Below are 19,914 nucleotides of genomic sequence, written 5' to 3'. Positions count from 1 at the left end.
CGTGACTGTGACTGAACTGGTTTCGTACGAGGACGCGCTGGGCGCCTATGACCCCGTGATGGGCCTTGAGGTGCACGTCGAACTCGGTACCAAGACCAAGATGTTCTGCGGGTGCTCCACCGCCCTGGGAGCCGACGCCAACTCGCAGACCTGCCCCACCTGTCTGGGCCTGCCCGGCTCGCTACCGGTCGTCAACGCGACCGGCGTCGAGTCCGCCGTCAAGATCGGCCTGGCCCTGAACTGCAGCATCGCCGAATGGTGCCGCTTCGCCCGGAAGAACTACTTCTATCCGGACATGCCGAAGAACTTCCAGACCTCCCAGTACGACGAGCCGATCGCCCACGACGGCTATCTCGACGTACAGCTGGAGGACGGCGAGGTCTTCCGCGTCCACATCGAGCGCGCCCACATGGAGGAGGACACCGGCAAGTCCACCCACATCGGTGGCGCGACCGGCCGGATCCACGGCGCCCGGCACTCCCTGCTGGACTACAACCGTGCCGGCATCCCGCTCATCGAGATCGTCACCAAGCCGATCGAGGGGGCGGGCGACCGCGCCCCCGAGGTCGCCAAGGCGTACGTCGCCGAGCTGCGTGAGCTCATCAAGGCGCTCGGTGTCTCCGAGGCCCGCATGGAGCAGGGACAGCTGCGCTGTGACGTCAACCTGTCGCTGCGCCCCCAGGGCAGCGAGAAGTTCGGCATCCGCTCGGAGACGAAGAACGTCAACTCCCTGCGTTCCGTGGAGCGCGCGGTCCGCTTCGAGATCCAGCGGCACGCCGCGGTCCTCTCGTCCGGCGGCACGATCATCCAGGAGACCCGGCACTTCCACGAGGACGACGGCTCCACGACGTCCGGCCGCGTCAAGGAAGAGGCCGAGGACTACCGCTACTTCCCCGAGCCGGACCTGGTGCCGGTGGCCCCCTCGCGCGAGTGGGTCGAGGAACTTCGGGCGTCCCTGCCCGAGCTGCCGCGGGTACGCCGCAACCGGCTGCGCGAGGAGTGGGGCATCTCCGCGCACGACATGCAGTCGATCCTCAACGCGGGCGCCGTCGACCTGATCACCGCCACCGTCGACGCCGGTGCGGACTCCGCCTCGGCCCGTAAGTGGTGGATGGGCGAGCTGGCCCGCCGCGCCAACGAGGAGGGGGTGGAGCCGGCCGCCCTGCCGATCACGCCCGAGCAGGTGGCCCGGATCACCGCGCTGGTCAGCGACGGTTCCCTCAACGACAAACTGGCCCGCCAGACGATCGAGGGCGTGCTCGCGGGCGAGGGCGACCCGGACACCGTCGTCGAGAAGCGCGGCCTGAAGGTCGTCTCGGACGAGGGCGCGCTCGGCACCGCCGTCGACGAGGCGATCGCGGCCAACGCGGCCATCGCGGACAAGATCCGCGCCGGCAAGGTCGCGGCCGCGGGCGCACTGGTCGGCGCGGTCATGAAGGCCACGCGTGGCCAGGCGGACGCGGCGCGGGTGCGCGAACTGATTCTTGAGCGCCTTGCCGCGAAAGAATGATTGAGCACAGCCTGGAGAAGCTGGGCGTGGCGGGCTGATTCTTCCGGCCTTCCGGCCTTCCGGCATGTTGATGCGGTCCCCTGTGTGCCAGGGGGCCGCATCGAGCCGTTTCTCAAGCAGTTCCAGCAGACCGTTTCAGCAAGCCGTTTCCTGAAGCCACTTCCTCAAGCGGTCTCCTGAAGCGGTTTCTTCTTGCGTTTCTTCTGTAGCTTCTTCTTGTGGGGAAGTCCACAAAACGGTCAAAGGATCTTTTCCTGCTGCCATCCTGTGGGAAAGAGGTGGGCCCACCGCTGTTTGGACCAGCAGCGGTGGGTTCGCCATGTCTCCGTACGTATGCGCTCGGCACCACCCGCAATCCGGGAGTTATCGACGCACAACCCGGGAAGCGGTCAAACCGTGACGGCTCTGGCTCGTTGGTGCCTCAGGCGCCGCATCGTGGTGATCGTCCTCTGGCTTGCCGCGTTCGCGGTGGTCGCCGTCGCCGCGGGGGTGACCGGAGCCGCGTACTCGAACGACTACGAGGTACCCGGGACCGAATCGGGGCAGGCCGGCGCCCTGATGGCCGAGGCGTTCCCCGACGGGGCCGGCGACGGCGACCGGATCGTCTGGCACTCCGACTCCGGGACGGTACGGGCCGGCGCGGTCAAGAAGAAGGTGACGCGCACACTGGCGGAGATCGCCGAACTGCCCGGCGTCGCGGAGATCCAGAGCCCCTACACGCCACAGGGCGAGCGGCAGATCAGCAAGGACGGGCACACCGCCTACGCGTCGGTCGTCTTCGACGTACCCACCGACGAGCTGGACGCGGGCCGGGTCCAGCAGGTCGTCGACACCGCGCGGCGGGCGTCCGGCGACGGAACACGGGTCGCCCTGGGCGGCGCCGGAATCGCGCTGACCGAGGCGCCACGCGCCCAGCTCCCGGAAATCATCGGGCTGTGCGCCGCGGCCGTGGTGCTCTTCCTCGCCTTCGGATCGCTCGCCGCGACCCTCCTGCCGATCATCACCGCGCTGGCCGCCGTCGGCACCGCCTCGGCCGCCATCACCCTGCTCGGCCACGTCATGACGGTCGCCGACTTCGCCCCGATGCTGGGCATGCTCATCGGCCTCGGTGTCGGCATCGACTACGCACTGTTCATCGTCACCCGGCACCGCAAGGGTCTGCGATCCGGGCTGTCGGTACAGGAAGCCGCCGAACGGGCCGTCGCGGTGTCCGGGCGCGCGGTCGTCTTCGCCGGCGCCACCGTCTGTATCGCACTGCTCGGCATGCTGATCCTGCGGCTGGGCTTCCTCAACGGTGTCGCCCTCGCCGCCTCGCTCACCGTCGTCCTCACCGTGGCCGCCTCCGTCACCCTGCTGCCCGCCCTGCTCGGGTTGATCGGGACGCGGGCGCTGAGCCGCCGCGAACGCCGGCAGCTGGCCGACCAGGGGCCGCAGGCCGAGCAGCCCACCGGCTTCGCCGCCCGCTGGTCCGGGTTCGTCGAGCGGCATCCCAAGCTGCTGGGACTGGGAGCGGCCGCCGTCATGCTCGTCCTCGCGCTGCCCACCCTCGGCCTCCACCTCGGCACCTCCGACCAGGGCAACAACCCCGCCACGGCCACCACCCGGCAGGCGTACGACCTGCTGGCGGACGGCGGGCGCGGACACGGAGGCTCGGGGGACGGCTTCGGGCCCGGCATCAACGGGCCGCTGACCCTGGTCGGCAGCCTCGACGGCGCCAAGGACCGGCTGGCCTTCGACGAGCTGCCGCAGGAGCTGCGGAACACGCCCGGCGTCGCGCACGTCAGCGGCCCGGAGTTCAACGGCAGCCGCGACATCGGCGTGATCACGGTGGTACCGGACAGCTCACCGCAGTCCCGGCAGACCTCCGACCTGGTGGCACGACTCCGCGCCGAGGTGCTGCCGAATGCCGAGGGCAGCACCACCATGCAGGTGCGTGTCGGCGGCGTCACGGCCGGCTACGACGACTTCGCACACGTCATCGTCGGCAAACTGCCGCTGTTCATCGGCGTCGTCGTCGCGCTCGGTTCGCTGCTGTTGCTGCTCGCCTTCCGCAGTATCGGCATCCCGCTCAAGGCCGCGCTGATGAATGTCGCGGCCGTCGCCTCGTCCTTCGGGATCGTCGTCGCGATCTTCCAATGGGGGTGGGGGAGCGAGCTGCTGGGGCTGGGCAGCGCGGGCCCCATCGAACCGTTCCTGCCGGTCATCATGGTGTCGGTGCTCTTCGGCCTCTCCATGGACTACCAGGTGTTCCTGGTGAGCCGGATGTACGAGGAGTGGCAGCTGACGCGCGACAACCGCCGGGCGGTACGGGTCGGGCTCGCCGAGACCAGCCGGGTGATCAACTCGGCGGCGGTCATCATGATCGCGGTGTTCGCGGCGTTCATCCTCAGCGGCGACCGGATCATCGCGATGTTCGGCATCGGCCTGGCCGCCGCCGTCGCCCTGGACGCCTTCGTGCTCCGTACGCTGCTGGTCCCGGCCCTGATGCATCTGCTCGGCGGGGCGAACTGGTGGCTGCCCGGCTGGCTGGACCGGTGGCTGCCCCGGATCAGCATCGAACCGCCGGCGGAGCCGAGCGAGCCGGTCGTGCTGCCGGAGCAGCGGGACGAGGAGAGTCCGCTGGTGTCTGCCTGACGCGGGGGTGGTCCGGCCGATGCGGTGGCTCTCATCCGACTCTCAGATGCGGCACCTACCGTCGCGCGTATGGGAACGACCAGGACTGCAGAGACGACCGAGAAGAACGAGCCGACCGAGAAGAACGGGACGGGCGAGCCGACCGAGGCGAACGGGAAGGCGGGGACGGCTGACAAGACCACCGGCGCCTCCGGGCCGGCCGAAAACGAAGTGAACGCCGAGACCGGTGGGACCGCCGACGACACCGAGCGCGCTGAGGACGTCGAGCGCACTGGGGACTCCGAGCGCACTGAGGACATCGAGCCCACTGAGGCCAGTGAGCTCACCGACCCCACCGAGCCCGATGCCGACGACGCTTCCTCCGCCCCCGAAGCGCCCTCCGCCGGGGTCGCCGCCGGTGCCGGTGCCGTTGTCGCCGCGGGGCTGGGCCTGGCCTCCGTCACCGGGACCTGGCTCGGCACGCTGATGGCCGAGCGGCAGGCGCTGGTGGGGCAGATCAAGCTCCAGTCGGGCCGGGCCACCGACCAGATCGCCACCCTCTACGGCGCCCCGTGGCACACCACCGCCCTGGTCAACGGCGTCTTCGCACTGCTCGCCGTGCTCGTCGCGACCGTGGTCCTGACCCGGCCGCGGACCACCTGGGTACGGGCCGTGGCATGGGGCGGGCTGGCCCTCGGCGTGCTGGGACTGCTGATTTCCGCGGGCATGTACTTCGACCTGTTCGCGAGCCTGCCCAGCATCCCCAAGGGCGCCGGGGCGGGTTCCTGAGGTCCCAACGGGCGCCGTGGGCGGTGCCCTGAGGAGCGCGGGCGCGGGGGCGCGGGTTTCTGAGGACGTTGGCCGTGGCGACGCGGGCGCCTGGCCCACCGGCTGCGCCTGTTCGGCGGGCCGACGCCGGGCCAGGGCCCGTCCGAATGGTCAGGGCGGAGCGTGGTCAGGGCGGAGCGGCACCAGGGCTCGGAGAGGCGCTAGGGCGTGGCGCGCGGGGCGTCCCCGTTCCGCGGTGGCCGTATGACGACCTTGCCGGACGCAAGGTCTATCGGCCCCTCCCCGGGATCACCGTCCCCCACATCGTCGACGACGAGCGACATCCGCTGCCGCTCCTCGTCGGTGTGCTTGCGGCCAGGTGCGAAGAGCTCTTCGACGACGTTGAACAACATGCCCCCTATCGACGTGACCCGCCCCCCTTGCACCCGAGTGTAAGCAGGTCATGTGAAAAGGGATCAGCTCACCTTGAGACGGAGAATCCGGTCATCTCCCTTTCGGACGTCGCCCCGTCCGTCCGTGTTGCTGGTGACCAGCCACAATCCGCCGTCCCCGGTCGGCACGACCGTCCGCAGCCGCCCGTACTCGCCCTTCAGGAACGCCTGCGGAGCGCCCGCCGGCTTTGTACCGTTCAGCGCGATCCGCCAGAGCCGTTCGCCGCGCAGCCCGGCCATCCACAGCGAGCCCTTGGCGTAGGCGAGGCCGCTGGGCGAGGCTTCCGCGGTCTTCCACTGGGCGACCGGGTCGACAAACCCGGAGCCCGCAGCGTCACCCTCGGCCTTGCCCTCCACCTCCGGCCAGCCGTAGTTCTTCCCCGGCTCGATCAGATTGAGCTCGTCCCACCTGTCCTGCCCGAACTCCGAGGCCCACAGCCGCTTCTCGCCGTCCCAGGCCAGCCCTTGCACATTGCGGTGGCCGTAGTCGTACACCACGGAATCCGCCGAGGGGTTGCCGTGCGCCGGCTCGCCCTCCGGTGTCATCCGCAGGATCTTGCCGCCCAGGGACTCCTTGTCCTGGGACAGCCCGGTGTCGCCGGTCTCGCCCGTACCGGCGTAGAGCATCTTGTCCGGGCCGAACGCGATCCGGCCGCCGTTGTGGATCTGGCCCTTGGGGATGCCCTTGAGAATCGTGTCGGGCTGGCCGAGTTGAATGCCCTGCGGGCGCTTCTCCTCGTAGATCATGCGCGCGATGCGGTTGTCGGTCGCGGTGGTGAAGTACGCGTACACGAGGTGATCGGCGCCGAAGTCCGCGGACACCGCGAGCCCCAGCAGACCGCCCTCACCGCCCGGTTCCACCCCCGGCACCGAGCCCAGCAGCGTTTTCTTCCCGTCCGCCGCGACCCGGACGATGTCCCCGGTGTCGCGCGAGGCGACCAGCAGATCCCCGCCCGGCAGCGGCGCCACGCCCCACGGCGACTTCAGGCCGGTGGTCAAGGTGTCGGTCACCTTCACCGAACCCTTGGCGGGCGGCACGGAGGGCGACGGCTTGGTGCCCGGCGAGGCCGGGGCGGCGGCGCCGGGGCTCTTGGCCGTGGCATCGGCGGAGGCCCCGCTCTTCTCTGGTTGCGCACCACCGGACGAACAGCCCGCTGCCAGAAGCAGCGAAGCGGCGGCCAACACGGCGGTCTGGGAGCGGCGTTGCACGGCAGGATTTCCTCTCGTCGGCAGGGCGTGCACAAGGACACCACATCGCGTGGCCCGCTGCCCGGTGTTGGCGTGCGTCGTACGGAGGGATCGGTCATACGCGCTCGTGCCTCGGGCCGGGACCCGGCTGCCTCGGCGTCTCGCCGGCAGACCGGGCCGGCATCGGCCCGGTCGGTACCGCGTCGCACCGGCCCCGATGAGTACCGCGCCGCAACGGCCCCGGTCCGTATCACGACACGGCGTCAGGACCAGACACGGCGTCAGGACAACGACACGCGTCAGGACAACGACACGGCGTCAGTACCACGACCCGAGGGCCGGCGGCAGGCTCGCTATCTCCGCCAGGTCCTCACGGGTGAGCGCCAGATCCGCGGCCTTGGCGTTCTGCCCGGCCCACCGCTCCTTCTTGGTGCCCGGCACCGGGACGACATGGCGGCCCTGTGCCAGCACCCACGCCAGGGCCACCTGGCCCGGCGTCGCACCGTACCGGGCACCGATCCGCCGCAGCCCGGCCACCACCGGCTGGTTCGCCGCCATCATCTCGGCGGTGAAGCGCGGGTGGCGGGCCCGTATGTCCTCCGGTTCGAAGCCCTGCCCCGGGGTGAGGGTGCCGGTCAGAAAGCCGTTCCCCAGCGGCATCGCCGCCAGGAAGCCGATGCCGCGCGACTCGCACCAGGGCAGCAGCGCGTCCAGCGCCTCGGTCGACCACACGGACAGCTCGGCCTGCACGCTGCTGACCGGGAACACCTGCTGAATGCGCTCCAGTTGGCGCAGCGTGCCCTCATGCATCCGCGACCGGGGCCGTGTCCCGTGGGCCGCCGCCGGCCGCTCCGTACGGGCGAGGCGTGACGGGCGGGCCGGCCGTACCGCCCGCGCGCCCACCGCGCACAGCCCCAGCGACCGCACCTTCCCCGCCGCCACCAGCTCCGCCATCGCCCCCCAGGTCTCCTCGACGGGCACCTCGGGATCGGCGCGGTGCAGCTGATAGAGGTCGATGCGGTCGGTCTGCAGCCGCCGCAGCGACGCATCGCAGGCCCGCTTGATGTAACCGGGCCGCCCGTTGGCGACGATGTGCTGGTCGCCGACCAGCAGCCCGCACTTGGTGGACACGAAGGCGTCCCGGCGCCGCTCCTTGAGCGCCCGGCCCACCAGCAGTTCATTGGTGAAGGGCCCGTACATGTCGGCGGTGTCCAGCAGGCTGCAGCCCCGGTCGAGCGCGGTGTGCACGGCCCGCAGCGAGCCCTCCCCGTTCCGCTGCGACTCGGTGTACCCCCAGCTCATCGGCATACAGCCGAGCCCGACGGCGCCCACTTCGAGGGCCCCCGCGCCGATCGTCCTGCGCTCCACCTGGTTGTGCCTCCGTCCCCTCGCCCCCGATCAAGGGCCAGTCCAAACTAACGTCTGAGGGGAACGCTTCTTCGCATAGCCTCTGGTCATGGCATCAATTGACGGACTCTCCGCCGAGGACACCGGCGCACGCGCCGACGCGAGCTCCGGCCCCCACGACGTATGGCTGCCGATCCCGCCCGACGAGATCGACGGACTGCCCGAAGGGCTGAACTACGTCCACTGGGACGCCGGCCCCGACTACCCGGCCGACCCCGCCCGGTGCGTCTTCTACACCGCCCCGTACATGAAGGGTGCCGAGCCCTCGGTGCGTCCGCTGCCGCTGATGCGCAACGTCCGGGTCGTGCAGACGCTGACGGCCGGTGTCGAGCACATGCTGCCCGGACTGCCGCAGATGCCGGCCGGGGCCCGGCTGTGCAATGCCCGCGGACTGCACGACGCCAGCACCGCCGAGCTCGCGCTCACCCTGATCCTGGCGTCCCTGCGCGGTGTTCCCGACTTCGTGCGGGGCCAGGACGCGGGGGAGTGGCGGGCGGGTTTCCGGCCTGCCCTCGCCGACAAGTCGGTCCTCATAGTGGGGTACGGTTCGATCGGCCGTGCCATCGAGGAGCGGCTCACGCCTTTCGAGTGCGCGCGGGTGACGCGCATCGCGCGCACCGCACGTGACACTGTGCGCGGCCCCGTGCTTCCACTCTCCGAGCTGAGCGCCCTCCTACCGGACGCGGACGTCGTCGTGCTGGCCACGCCGCTCACCGCAGAGACGCATGGCCTGGTGGGACGCGATTTCCTGGCCCGGATGAAGGACGGCGCACTGCTCGTCAACATCGCCCGCGGCGGCATCGTCGACACCAAGGCGCTGCTCGCCGAACTGGAGTCGGGCCGGCTGCGCGCCGCGCTCGATGTGACCGATCCGGAACCCCTCCCGCCGGCCCATCCGCTGTGGCACGCTCCGGGCGTGCTCATCACTCCACACGTCGGTGGCCCCAGCTCTGCCTTCCTGCCCCGTGCGAAGCGGCTTCTGCGGGAACAACTGGCGCTTTTCGCGGACGGAGAACCCCTCCGGAACGTGATCGCAACAGCAGACTGAGACGACTGCGAATAGCTCTACGAGGCCGTATGAATGCGGGCTGTGTTCATCATTCCTCAGTCAGTCACCCTCCGTAGGGGGCCTATGTCCCTGAGTGACTGAATTGGTGTATCGTCCCAGCGGGGACCGCGGTGTGCTGTATACGACGCGGTGCGAGATCCGGAACTCTAGGGGGGCGACGGGCGATGTACAGCCGATGGACGAATCGCGAGCCGCGTGATCCACGAGCGCCCGCGGGAATACCGCAGGACCCCAGGAAGAGCCGAACACTCCGATCACCGAACGGCCGCGCGCGGGCGAGCGGGAGAGAACGGTGAGCGCCCCCGGGGCGGTGCTCGCCAGGCCGCCGGCCCAGACCGGCGGCCCGCCGAGCGTCGTGCCGCAAATCGCCCTGGCCGGTGTCTGCGGCGGCTACGCCATCGGCGCCGCGTTCGGCTGGGGCTCGACCGAAGTCGCCATGTTCATGGGGGACTTCGGGCTCGCCCTGGCAGCGCTCCTCGCGGCCTTCTCCTGCGGCCTGTACGCCCGCAGGCGCCAGAGCCGCTTCCGGCCGGCGTGGATGCTGTTCGCCGTCTCCTCCGGGATGGCCGCCCTCGGCAACGGCGTATGGGGCTGGTACGAGGTCGTCCTCGGCACCACCGTGCCCAGCCCCTCCCTGGCCGACTTCTGCTTCCTGCTGTTCGCGCCACCCGCCATCGTCGGCCTGCTGGTGCTCGCCAAGCGGCCGGTGACCCGGGCCGGCTGGGTCTGCCTCGGGCTGGACTCCTGGCTGATCGGCGGCTCGCTGCTCACCCTCTCCTGGAGTCTCGCCCTCGCGCACACCGCCCACTTCCAGGGCGACAGCGTCGCACAGAGCGCCCTGTCCCTCGCCTATCCACTGCTGGACATCGTGCTGGTGAGCATGGTCCTCGCGCTGCACTTCAAACGTTCCTCGGTGCACCGCTCCGCCGTCAACACCGCCATCGCGGCACTGGCGTTGACGGTGCTGTGCGACGCCCTGTTCAGCTCGCCGCTGCTGCGCGAGCACTACCGCTCCGGCCAGATTCTGGACGCCGGCTGGTTCGCCGGGTCCATGCTGCTCGCGTACGCGCCATGGGCCGCCCGCCGCCGTCAGGAGGAGAGCGCCGCCGAGGACGTCGAGCACGCCTTGCCCCGCGTCCAGCCGCACGGCAGCCGCCCCATCGCGGGCTCGCTCGCCGCGCTCACCCCGTATCTCGCCGCCGCCGTCTGCACCCTGGGCATCCTCACCAACGTCCTGGGCGGTCGGCGTATCGACCGTGTGGTGCTCTTCACCGGCTGCACGGTCGTCCTCGCCCTGGTCATCCGCCAGGGCATCATGCTGCTCGACAACATCACCCTCACCCAGGAACTGGCTCAGAAGGAGAACCACTTCCGCTCCCTGGTCCAGGGCTCCAGCGATGTCATCATGATCGCCGCGCCGACCGGAGTGCTCCGCTATGTGAGCCCGGCCGCCGCGGGCGTCTACGGTCGCGACGCGGAGGAGCTGGTCGGCTCCGAACTGGCCTCGCTGATCCACCCGGAAGACCTGGGGCGGGTGGTGCACGAGGTCCGCAGATTCCTCGCCGCCGCGCCCGAGGCCGAGCCGACCACCCGCATCGAATGCCGCTTCCGCGCCGGTGAGCAGCGGGCCGGCGGCGACGGCTGGCTGAACGTCGAGTCCACCGTCAACCGCCACCACGGCGGCCTGATCTTCAACTCCCGCGATGTCACCGAACGGGTCCGGCTGCAGGCCCAGCTCCAGCACAACGCCTCCCATGACGCGCTGACCGACCTGCCCAACCGCGCCCTGTTCACCGAGCGGGTCAGCCAGGCCGTCACCGGCCGCCGAGCCAGCGACCTCGACACCGCCGTGCTCTATATCGACCTCGACGGCTTCAAGCAGGTCAACGACACCATCGGGCATCAGGCGGGCGACGAACTCCTGGTCCAGGCCGCCCGCCGGCTCGCCGACTCCGTACGCTCCGGGGACATAGCGGCCCGGCTCGGTGGCGACGAGTTCGCCGCGCTCATCACCGGCGACGGCACCCGCGACCGCGCCGCCCGCGAGTTCCGTATCCACGAGATCGCCGACCGGCTGCGCATCAAGCTCTCCGAGCCCTACCGCATCGACGGCCAGGACGTCCGCGTCGCGGCCAGCATCGGTGTCGCCTTCGCCGAGCCCGGTGTCACCCCGGCGGGTCTGCTGCGCAACGCCGACCTCGCGATGTACCGCGCCAAGCAGGCCGGAAAGGGCCGGGTGAGGCTGTACGCCCCGCACATGCAGGCCGAGGTGGCCGATCGCGCCGAGCTCGCCGGCACGCTCCGTACCGCCCTGCGCGACGGCGCGTTCGCGCTGCTGCACCAGCCGGTCGTGGAGCTGGCCGGCGGCCGGGTCACCGCGGTCGCCGCGCACGCCCGCTGGCGCTCCCCCCAGGGCATCCTCTTCACCCCCGACGAGTTCCTCCGGGCCACCGATGACGGCGACCGCACCGCCGAGCTGGGCCGCTGGCAGCTGGAGGCGGCCGTCGAGCAGGCCGCGGCGCGGCACCGCGCGGGCCACACCGTCCCGGTCGCCGTCCGGATCTCCGCCCGCCGGCTGCTGGGCGGCGACCGGGACGGCCTGCCCCCCAAGCACGTCGAATCGCTGCTCACCCGGCACGGCCTGCCCTCGGGGGCGCTTGTCCTGGAGTTGTCCGAAAGCGATCCCCGGATCCCGCTGGACGAGCTGGAGCGACGGCTGGTCGCGCTGCGTCGGCTGGGCGTACGCATCGCCCTCGACGGCTTCGGCAGCGGTTACGCCGCCATGAGCGCGCTGCGCCGACTCCCCATCGACGTACTGCGGCTGGACCGGGGGCTGGTCGACGGCGTGGTGGAGTCCGCCCGGCTGCACAAGATCACCGCCGGGCTGCTGCGGATCGCCGCGGATCTCGGGATGCAGTCCGTCGCGGACGGCGTCGATCTGCCCGAGCAGGTCCTCGCGCTGCGCTCCATGGGCTGCACCCACGGCCAGGGCTTGGCCTTCTCCGGGCCGCTCGACGAACACCGGCTGCGCCGCGCCCTGACGGTCGGCGGCTACCCGGTGCCGGATCCGGCGGGCGAGCCCCGTGCCGTGGTGCTCAGCGGCGGTGGCCTGCCCGTCCGGCACGGCGGCACAGCCGGCCCGGACGCGCTGGTGCATCCCCCATTGCGCTCAAATAGTGAGACCTCCATCCCACCCACTTGACACCCGTGGTGCGCCGGAGGGAGGGTCAGTGCCATGCGCACCCGAATTCTCGTACTTGGAAAGCGCGTCGGCTGACGCTGGGCCACGGAAGAAGCCCAGCTGACCGCACCGACGCGCTCCCCTCGCTTGCCTCACGGCACGGGGGGTTTTTTGTTGCATAGCAACCTCACAAATCCCGCCAAAAACCCTCAGCTTCGAGAAGAGACGCAGATGACCGAGCAGGCCACCGGGGCCCACCATCCGCAGCCGCGGGCCCGTAACTCCGGCGGACCGCAGCAGCCCGCGACCATCGAGCACGTCACGGGCGCGCAGTCCCTCATCCGTTCGCTGGAGGAGGTCGGGGCCGACACCGTGTTCGGCATCCCCGGCGGTGCGATCCTTCCGGCGTACGACCCGATGATGGACTCCTCGAAGGTGCGGCACGTCCTGGTGCGTCACGAGCAGGGGGCCGGTCACGCCGCCACGGGGTACGCCCAGGCCACCGGCAAGGTCGGCGTGTGCATGGCGACTTCGGGTCCGGGTGCCACCAACCTCGTCACCCCGATCGCCGACGCGCACATGGACTCCGTCCCGCTGGTCGCGATCACCGGTCAGGTCGCCTCCAAGGCGATCGGCACGGACGCCTTCCAGGAGGCGGACATCTGCGGCATCACCATGCCGATCACCAAGCACAACTTCCTGGTCACCGACCCCGCCGAGATCCCGCGGACGATCGCCGAGGCGTTCCACATCGCCTCCACCGGGCGCCCCGGCCCGGTCCTGGTCGACATCGCCAAGGACGCGCTCCAGGGCCGGACCACCTTCAGCTGGCCGCCGCAGACCGACCTGCCCGGCTACCGCCCGGTGACCAAGCCGCACGCCAAGCAGATCCGCGAGGCCGCCCGGCTGATCGTCGAGTCCAAGCGCCCGGTGCTCTACGTCGGCGGCGGTGTCCTCAAGGCCGGCGCCACCGCCGAGCTGAAGGTGCTGGCGGAGCTGACCGGCGCCCCGGTCACCACCACCCTGATGGCGCTGGGCGCCTTCCCCGACAGCCACCCCCAGCACGTCGGCATGCCCGGGATGCACGGCTCGGTCACCGCCGTCACCGCCCTGCAGAAGTCGGACCTGCTGATCACCCTCGGCGCCCGCTTCGACGACCGCGTCACCGGCAAGCTGGACTCCTTCGCCCCGTTCGCCAAGGTCGTGCACGCCGATATCGACCCGGCGGAGATCGGCAAGAACCGCGTCGCCGACGTCCCGATCGTGGGCGACGCCCGCGAGGTCATCGCCGATCTGATCGTCGCCGTCCAGGCCGAGTACGACGCCGGTCACCGCGGTGACTACGGCGCCTGGTGGAAGGACCTCAACCGCTGGCGCGAGACCTACCCGCTGGGCTACGGCCTGCCGGACGACGGCAGCCTGTCCCCGCAGCAGGTCATCGAGCGGATCGGCGAGCTCGCCCCGGCCGGCACCATCTACGCCGCGGGCGTCGGCCAGCACCAGATGTGGGCCGCCCACTTCATCGACTACGAGCAGCCCGCGACCTGGCTGAACTCCGGCGGCGCCGGGACGATGGGCTACGCCGTCCCGGCCGCCATGGGCGCCAAGGCCGGGCAGCCGGACCGTACGGTCTGGGCCATCGACGGCGACGGCTGCTTCCAGATGACCAATCAGGAGCTGGTCACCTGCGCGCTGAACAACATCCCGATCAAGGTCGCGATCATCAACAACGGTGCGCTGGGCATGGTCCGCCAGTGGCAGGCCCTGTTCTACAACCAGCGCTACTCCAACACCGTGCTGCACAGCGGCCCGGCCGAGTCGAACACCGCCGCGGGAGACGGCAAGCAACCGAGCGCGGGCACCCGTATCCCGGACTTCGTGAAGCTGTCCGAGGCCATGGGCTGTGTCGCGATGCGCTGCGAGGACCCCGCCGAGCTCGACAAGGTCATCGCGGAGGCCAACGCCATCAACGACCGCCCGGTCGTGATCGACTTCATCGTCCACGAGGACGCCCAGGTGTGGCCGATGGTCGCCGCCGGCACCTCCAACGACGAGGTCATGGCCGCCCGGGGCGTGCGTCCCGACTTCGGCGACAACGAAGACGACTGAGAGCCGTAGGAAGAGGAACGAGACCCATGTCCAAGCACACGCTCTCCGTCCTGGTGGAGAACACCCCCGGCATCCTCGCCCGGATCGCCGCGCTGTTCTCCCGCCGCGGCTTCAACATCGACTCCCTCGCGGTCGGGGTCACCGAACACCCCGACATCTCCCGCATCACCATCGTGGTCAACGTCGAGTCGCTGCCGCTCGAACAGGTCACCAAGCAGCTCAACAAGCTCGTCAATGTGCTGAAGATCGTCGAGCTGGAGCCCGGCTCCGCGATCCAGCGCGAACTGGTCCTCGTCAAGGTCCGCGCCGACAACGAGACCCGCTCGCAGATCGTGGAGATCGTCCAGCTGTTCCGCGCCAAGACCGTGGACGTCTCCCCGGAGGCCGTCACGATCGAGGCCACCGGATCGAGCGACAAGCTGGAGGCCATGCTCAGGATGCTGGAGCCGTTCGGCGTCAAGGAGTTGGTGCAGTCCGGCACCATCGCCATAGGGCGCGGCGCCCGGTCCATCACGGACCGCTCGCTGCGCGCCCTGGACCGTACCGCCTGACCGCACCGGTCCACCGCACCGCGCCGTGCCCTGGGGGAACCTTCCAGCGGTAGCTGGGGGAGGGTACGGCGCCCGCTCGTCGCCCGTATGGCGAGACCCGCGAACCTTCCTCACCCCGCCCGCGTACTGTGTGGGCAACCCGCCAGAACCAAGGAGATACCCGAAGTGGCCGAGCTGTTCTACGACGACGATGCCGACCTGTCCATCATCCAGAACCGCAAGGTCGCGGTCATCGGCTACGGAAGCCAGGGCCACGCCCACGCGCTGTCCCTGCGCGACTCCGGCGTCGATGTGCGGGTCGGTCTGCACGAGGGCTCCAAGTCCAGGACCAAGGCCGAGGAGCAGGGCCTGCGTGTGGTCACCCCGGCCGAGGCGGCCGCCGAGGCCGACGTCATCATGATCCTGGTGCCGGACCCGATCCAGGCCAAGGTCTACGAGGAGTCCATCGCCCCGCACCTGAAGGACGGCGACGCGCTGTTCTTCGGCCACGGCTTCAACGTCCGGTTCGGCTTCATCAAGGCCCCCGCCGGTGTCGACGTCTGCATGGTCGCCCCCAAGGGCCCCGGCCACCTCGTGCGCCGGCAGTACGAGGAGGGCCGCGGCGTGCCCTGTATCGCGGCCGTCGAGCAGGACGCGTCCGGCGACGCCTTCGCGCTGGCCCTCTCGTACGCCAAGGGCATCGGCGGCACCCGCGCCGGCGTCATCAAGACCACCTTCACCGAGGAGACCGAGACCGACCTGTTCGGTGAGCAGGCCGTGCTGTGCGGTGGCGCCTCGGCGCTGGTCAAGGCCGGTTTCGAGACGCTGGTCGAGGCGGGCTACCAGCCCGAGATCGCGTACTTCGAGTGCCTCCACGAGCTCAAGCTGATCGTGGACCTGATGTACGAGGGCGGCCTGGAGAAGATGCGCTGGTCGGTCTCCGAGACCGCCGAATGGGGCGACTACGTCACCGGTCCGCGCGTCATCACCGACGCCACCAAGGCGGAGATGAAGAAGGTGCTCGCCGAGATCCAGGACGGCACCTTCGCCAACAACTGGATGGCGGAGTACAACGCCGGTCTGCCGAAGTACAACGAGTACAAGAAGGCCGACGAGAACCACCTGCTGGAGACCACCGGCAAGAAGCTGCGCAAGCTGATGAGCTGGGTGGACGACGAGGCGTAAGCCCACCGGGCAGGGGGTCGCGGCACCGGCCGCGGCCCCCTCGTCCATGCGGCCGCCGATGCGGCATCATCGCCTTGTCCACCGCGTAGAACCCGCACGGGTGATCCTGACGCTCCGGCGCAGGACGCGCCCACGACCGCCACTACACTCAACACCACAAGCGCGTCAGGCTCACAGCGTCGTGCGTCTTCCACGCGGCTGCCCCCTTCACCGCCTTCGGCCGTCGGGACGGCCGTCCTCCCCCGTAGCCCGAGCGGCACGGGCGGGGCCCCCATGGACTAGTTGAGGACTGAAGACCACGTGAGCACTGCACAGACGGGTAAGCCCGTTGTACTGATCGCCGAAGAACTGTCGCCGGCCACCGTCGACGCGCTCGGTCCGGACTTCGAGATCCGGCACTGCAACGGCGCGGACCGCGCCGAGTTGCTCCCCGCCATCGCCGATGTCGACGCCGTCCTCGTGCGCAGCGCGACCAAGGTCGACGCCGAGGCCGTCGCCGCCGCGAAGCGGCTGAAGGTCGTCGCCCGTGCCGGCGTCGGTCTGGACAACGTCGATGTCTCCGCCGCCACCAAGGCCGGCGTGATGGTCGTCAACGCCCCGACCTCCAACATCGTCACCGCCGCCGAACTCGCCTGCGGTCTGCTGGTCGCCACCGCCCGCAACATCCCGCAGGCCAACACCGCCCTGAAGAACGGCGAGTGGAAGCGCAGCAGGTACACCGGTGTCGAGCTCAGCGAGAAGACCCTCGGTGTGGTCGGCCTCGGCCGGATCGGTGTCCTGGTCGCGCAGCGGATGTCGGCCTTCGGTATGAAGGTCGTCGCCTATGACCCCTATGTCCAGCCGGCCCGCGCCGCGCAGATGGGCGTCAAGCTGCTGACCCTCGACGAGCTGCTGGAGGTCTCGGACTTCATCACCGTGCACCTCCCGAAGACGCCCGAGACGGTCGGTCTCATCGGTGACGAGGCGCTGCACAAGGTCAAGCCGTCGGTCCGGATCGTCAACGCCGCCCGTGGCGGGATCGTCGACGAGGCGGCGCTGACCAGCGCGCTGAAGGAGGGCCGGGTCGCCGGCGCGGGCCTGGACGTCTACGCCGTCGAGCCCTGCACGGACTCCCCGCTCTTCGAGTTCGACCAGGTCGTGTGCACCCCGCACCTCGGTGCGTCGACGGGGGAGGCGCAGGAGAAGGCCGGTATCGCGGTCGCCAAGTCGGTGCGGCTGGCGCTCGCCGGTGAGCTGGTGCCGGACGCGGTCAACGTCCAGGGCGGAGTGATCGCCGAGGACGTCAAGCCGGGGCTGCCGCTGGCCGAGCGGCTCGGTCGGATCTTCACCGCGCTGGCCGGTGAGGTCGCGCTGCGGCTGGACGTCGAGGTGTACGGCGAGATCACCCAGCACGACGTCAAGGTGCTGGAACTCTCCGCACTCAAGGGCGTGTTCGAGGATGTCGTCGACGAGACGGTGTCGTACGTCAACGCCCCGCTGTTCGCACAGGAGCGCGGGGTCGAGGTCCGGCTGACGACGAGCAGCGAGTCGCCCGAGCACCGCAATGTGGTGACCGTGCGCGGCACCCTCGCGGGCGGCGACGAGGTCGCGATCTCCGGCACGCTCTCCGGCCCCAAGAACATCCAGAAGATCGTCGCGGTCGGTGAGCACTCCGTCGACCTGGCGCTCGCCGACCACATGGCGTTCCTGCGCTACGGGGACCGTCCCGGTGTCGTCGGCACCGTCGGCCGGATCCTCGGCGAGGCGGGCATCAACATCGGCAATATGCAGGTCTCGCGGGACGACGTCGGCGGCGAGGCGCTGGTGGCGCTGACCGTCGACGACACCATTCCGCCCCAGGTGCTCGGGGAGATCTCGGAGGAGATCGGCGCGACCTCCGTACGTGCGGTGAACCTCGGCGACTGATCCTCCGGTCCGCGCAGGTCAACGGGCCCGGATCCCGCTTCGGCGGGGTCCGGGCCCGTTGGCGTTCACCCGTCTCGTCGGCGTTCACCCATTTACCACCCCGATTCGCTGAGGGGGGTGTCGCGACGCGCAATAGGAACTGCGACCGGAACTGCGCGTGCCCTCGGCGGTGCGTGTGGAAGGAGACGAGACGCCATGAACGCACCCCTGGGTGACATCCCCCAGCCCCTGACCGGTTCCCATGTGGTCGACGCGGCGGGCGCGCGGGTGGGCACGGTCCAGCAGGTCTACCGGGACGACGCCACCAATGAGCCCGAGTGGATCACCGTGCGTACCGGGCTGTTCGGGATGAAGGAGACCTTCATCCCGCTCGCCGGAGCCCGGCGAGCGGGCTCTCAGCTCCGTGTTCCGCACACCAAGGACGTCATCAAGGAAGCGCCGAGGATCGATGCCGAGGGCCATCTGGATCCCTCCGAGGAGGAGGAGCTCTACCGCCACTACGGGATGACCCGGCCGGCCGTGGCCGGATCCGCCATGCGTCCGGAGCCCCGCCCGGAGCCCGGTCCGGGGCTGGAGCCTGGTCCGGAGCCGGGGCTGGAGCCCGGGCCGCCGCCCAGTCCGCCGCCCGGCATGACCGAGGACGAGCTGCTGGCCGAGCGCGCGCGGTATGTCGGCATTCCGGAACGTGACCACGAGTTCGACCGCGAGATGCCGGCCGTCCGGGAGGGACGCATGGAGCGGCCGCTCGCCGGGACGGCAGCGCGTGCGGAGGTGACGCGGGGCCGGGGCGAGGAGGAGGCGAGGCGTACGGAGCAGCCGGAGGAGATCGTCCTCTACGGGGAGCGGATCGAGATCGGCACGGAGGAGCGGGAGAGCGGGCGGGCCCATCTGCGCAAGCATGTGGTCACCGAGGAGGTGCACCGTACGGTCCAGCTGAGCCATGAAGAGGTGCGGGTGGTCCGTACGAAGATCACCGACGAGGAGCGTGCCGCGGGCCGGACCGCCCCGCGGCTCGGCGAGGGGGAGGTCGAGGTGGTGCTGCACGAGGAACGGCCGGTGATCAACAAGCGGATGGTGCCGGTCGAGCGGGTACGGCTGGAGACCGAGCGGGTGACCGAGCAGAAGGAGGTCACCGCCGAAATCCGCCGGGAGGAGCTGGAGCTCGACGACGGCCGGGGCGTGCGCAGGACCGACCCGAAGGGCACCGGGCGGGACCTCGGCCGCTGACCGCGCCGGTGCGCTGTACGCACGTGTAAGACGCTCGTCCTGTACGGGTGTATGGGGCGGCGGTAGGCTGCCCGTATGGGACACCGTGAAGATCTGCTGGAGGGCGCCAAACGGTGCCTTCTGGAGAAGGGGTACGCGCGCACCACCGCACGCGACATCGTGGCCGCGTCCGGCGCCAACCTCGCCTCCATCGGATACCACTACGGCTCCAAGGACGCCCTGATGCGTCAGGCGCTCATCGCGGCCGTCGAGGAGTGGGGCGCGAGCGTGGCCGAGGCGCCGGCCGGCACCGAAGCGACCACGGACCCGCTGGTGCGGTTCGCCGCCGTCTGGGACCAGGTGCTCCAACGCATCGCCTCCGAGCGGGAGTTCATCGCCGCACAGGTCGAGGTGCTGGGCCTGCTGCCGCGCGACGAGGGGCTGCGCAAGGCGATCGGCGAGGTGCTGCCGGAAGGTGGCGAGGGGCTTGTCGCGATCTTCGAAGGGGTGCCGGACACCGAGGTCGACGCCGACGACGCCCGCGTCGTCGGCTCCTTCTACCAGGCGCTGCTCACCGGCCTGATGGTGCAGTCGCTGATCGCTCCGGATGCGATGCCGTCCGGGGGCGATCTGGCGGATGCGCTGCGTCGGGTGATGCTGCGCTCGACGTGAGCCGGCCTCGTTGCTCGCCGTTTTCGGCTTTCCCGTCGTGAGGGGTTCGCCTGCGGCGGGCGTGGTGTTCACGGCAGCGGTGCCGCCCCTCCGGACTCCGTCCTGCGGCGCGGCCCCTC

At 70.4% G+C, this 19,914-nt stretch carries 14 protein-coding genes; 11 read left to right on the top strand and 3 right to left on the bottom strand.

What is annotated here, in order from left to right; genetic code table 11:
* The first annotated feature begins 1 nt into the window (after position 1).
* The 3 genes from gatB (at position 2) to K9S39_RS14870 (ending at position 4,912) form a co-directional block, all read left to right on the top strand.
* Positions 2–1,510: an Asp-tRNA(Asn)/Glu-tRNA(Gln) amidotransferase subunit GatB gene (gatB, locus tag K9S39_RS14880; RefSeq protein ID WP_248863819.1), complete on the top strand. Its 1,509-nt coding sequence runs from the start codon at positions 2–4 to the stop codon at positions 1,508–1,510.
* Positions 1,511–1,906: 396 nt separating this feature from the next.
* On the top strand, positions 1,907–4,144 hold the full coding sequence (locus K9S39_RS14875) for an MMPL family transporter (protein WP_248863818.1): 2,238 nt from the start codon (positions 1,907–1,909) through the stop codon (positions 4,142–4,144).
* A 69-nt stretch (positions 4,145–4,213) separates the two neighbouring features.
* The gene (locus K9S39_RS14870; RefSeq protein ID WP_248863817.1) at positions 4,214–4,912 is read left to right on the top strand and encodes a hypothetical protein; all 699 of its coding nucleotides are present in this window, start codon (positions 4,214–4,216) and stop codon (positions 4,910–4,912) included.
* Between the two features lie 200 nt (positions 4,913–5,112).
* On the opposite strand, the gene K9S39_RS14865 is transcribed toward K9S39_RS14870, so the two are convergent.
* The 3 genes from K9S39_RS14865 to K9S39_RS14855 form a co-directional block, all read right to left on the bottom strand.
* Complete coding sequence (locus K9S39_RS14865) at positions 5,113–5,301, bottom strand: DUF6191 domain-containing protein (protein ID WP_248868759.1); 189 nt, start codon at positions 5,299–5,301, stop codon at positions 5,113–5,115.
* A gap of 66 nt (positions 5,302–5,367) precedes the next feature.
* Complete coding sequence (locus K9S39_RS14860) at positions 5,368–6,552, bottom strand: PQQ-dependent sugar dehydrogenase (protein ID WP_248863816.1); 1,185 nt, start codon at positions 6,550–6,552, stop codon at positions 5,368–5,370.
* A gap of 297 nt (positions 6,553–6,849) precedes the next feature.
* Positions 6,850–7,899 carry an aldo/keto reductase gene (locus K9S39_RS14855; protein ID WP_248863815.1) on the bottom strand — a complete coding sequence of 350 codons (1,050 nt, stop codon included), beginning with the start codon at positions 7,897–7,899 and terminating at the stop codon, positions 6,850–6,852.
* A gap of 88 nt (positions 7,900–7,987) precedes the next feature.
* On the opposite strand from K9S39_RS14855, the gene K9S39_RS14850 reads away from it, so the two are divergent.
* The 8 genes from K9S39_RS14850 (at position 7,988) to K9S39_RS14815 (ending at position 19,795) form a co-directional block, all read left to right on the top strand.
* Positions 7,988–8,986 (top strand): 2-hydroxyacid dehydrogenase, encoded by a 999-nt coding sequence (locus tag K9S39_RS14850; protein WP_248863814.1) that lies wholly within the window; start codon positions 7,988–7,990, stop codon positions 8,984–8,986.
* Positions 8,987–9,299: 313 nt separating this feature from the next.
* Positions 9,300–12,209: a putative bifunctional diguanylate cyclase/phosphodiesterase gene (locus tag K9S39_RS14845; RefSeq protein ID WP_248863813.1), complete on the top strand. Its 2,910-nt coding sequence runs from the start codon at positions 9,300–9,302 to the stop codon at positions 12,207–12,209.
* A 210-nt stretch (positions 12,210–12,419) separates the two neighbouring features.
* On the top strand, positions 12,420–14,297 hold the full coding sequence (locus tag K9S39_RS14840) for an acetolactate synthase large subunit (RefSeq protein ID WP_248863812.1): 1,878 nt from the start codon (positions 12,420–12,422) through the stop codon (positions 14,295–14,297).
* Between the two features lie 26 nt (positions 14,298–14,323).
* The gene (gene ilvN, locus K9S39_RS14835) at positions 14,324–14,848 is read left to right on the top strand and encodes an acetolactate synthase small subunit (protein WP_248863811.1); all 525 of its coding nucleotides are present in this window, start codon (positions 14,324–14,326) and stop codon (positions 14,846–14,848) included.
* A gap of 165 nt (positions 14,849–15,013) precedes the next feature.
* Positions 15,014–16,012, top strand: coding sequence for a ketol-acid reductoisomerase (gene ilvC, locus K9S39_RS14830; protein ID WP_248863810.1), 999 nt, complete (start codon positions 15,014–15,016; stop codon positions 16,010–16,012).
* 300 nt (positions 16,013–16,312) lie between these two features.
* Positions 16,313–17,917 carry a phosphoglycerate dehydrogenase gene (serA, locus tag K9S39_RS14825; protein ID WP_248863809.1) on the top strand — a complete coding sequence of 535 codons (1,605 nt, stop codon included), beginning with the start codon at positions 16,313–16,315 and terminating at the stop codon, positions 17,915–17,917.
* Between the two features lie 195 nt (positions 17,918–18,112).
* Positions 18,113–19,144 (top strand): DUF2382 domain-containing protein, encoded by a 1,032-nt coding sequence (locus tag K9S39_RS14820; RefSeq protein WP_248863808.1) that lies wholly within the window; start codon positions 18,113–18,115, stop codon positions 19,142–19,144.
* 75 nt (positions 19,145–19,219) lie between these two features.
* Positions 19,220–19,795, top strand: a complete 576-nt coding sequence (locus K9S39_RS14815) for a TetR/AcrR family transcriptional regulator (protein ID WP_248863807.1) — start codon at positions 19,220–19,222, stop codon at positions 19,793–19,795.
* The last annotated feature ends 119 nt before the right edge of the window (positions 19,796–19,914 follow it).

The organism is Streptomyces halobius, from assembly GCF_023277745.1.
Classification (GTDB): domain Bacteria; phylum Actinomycetota; class Actinomycetes; order Streptomycetales; family Streptomycetaceae; genus Streptomyces; species Streptomyces halobius.
Note: the sequence above shows the minus strand (reverse complement) of the source record. Positions and strands in the feature narration are given on the sequence as shown.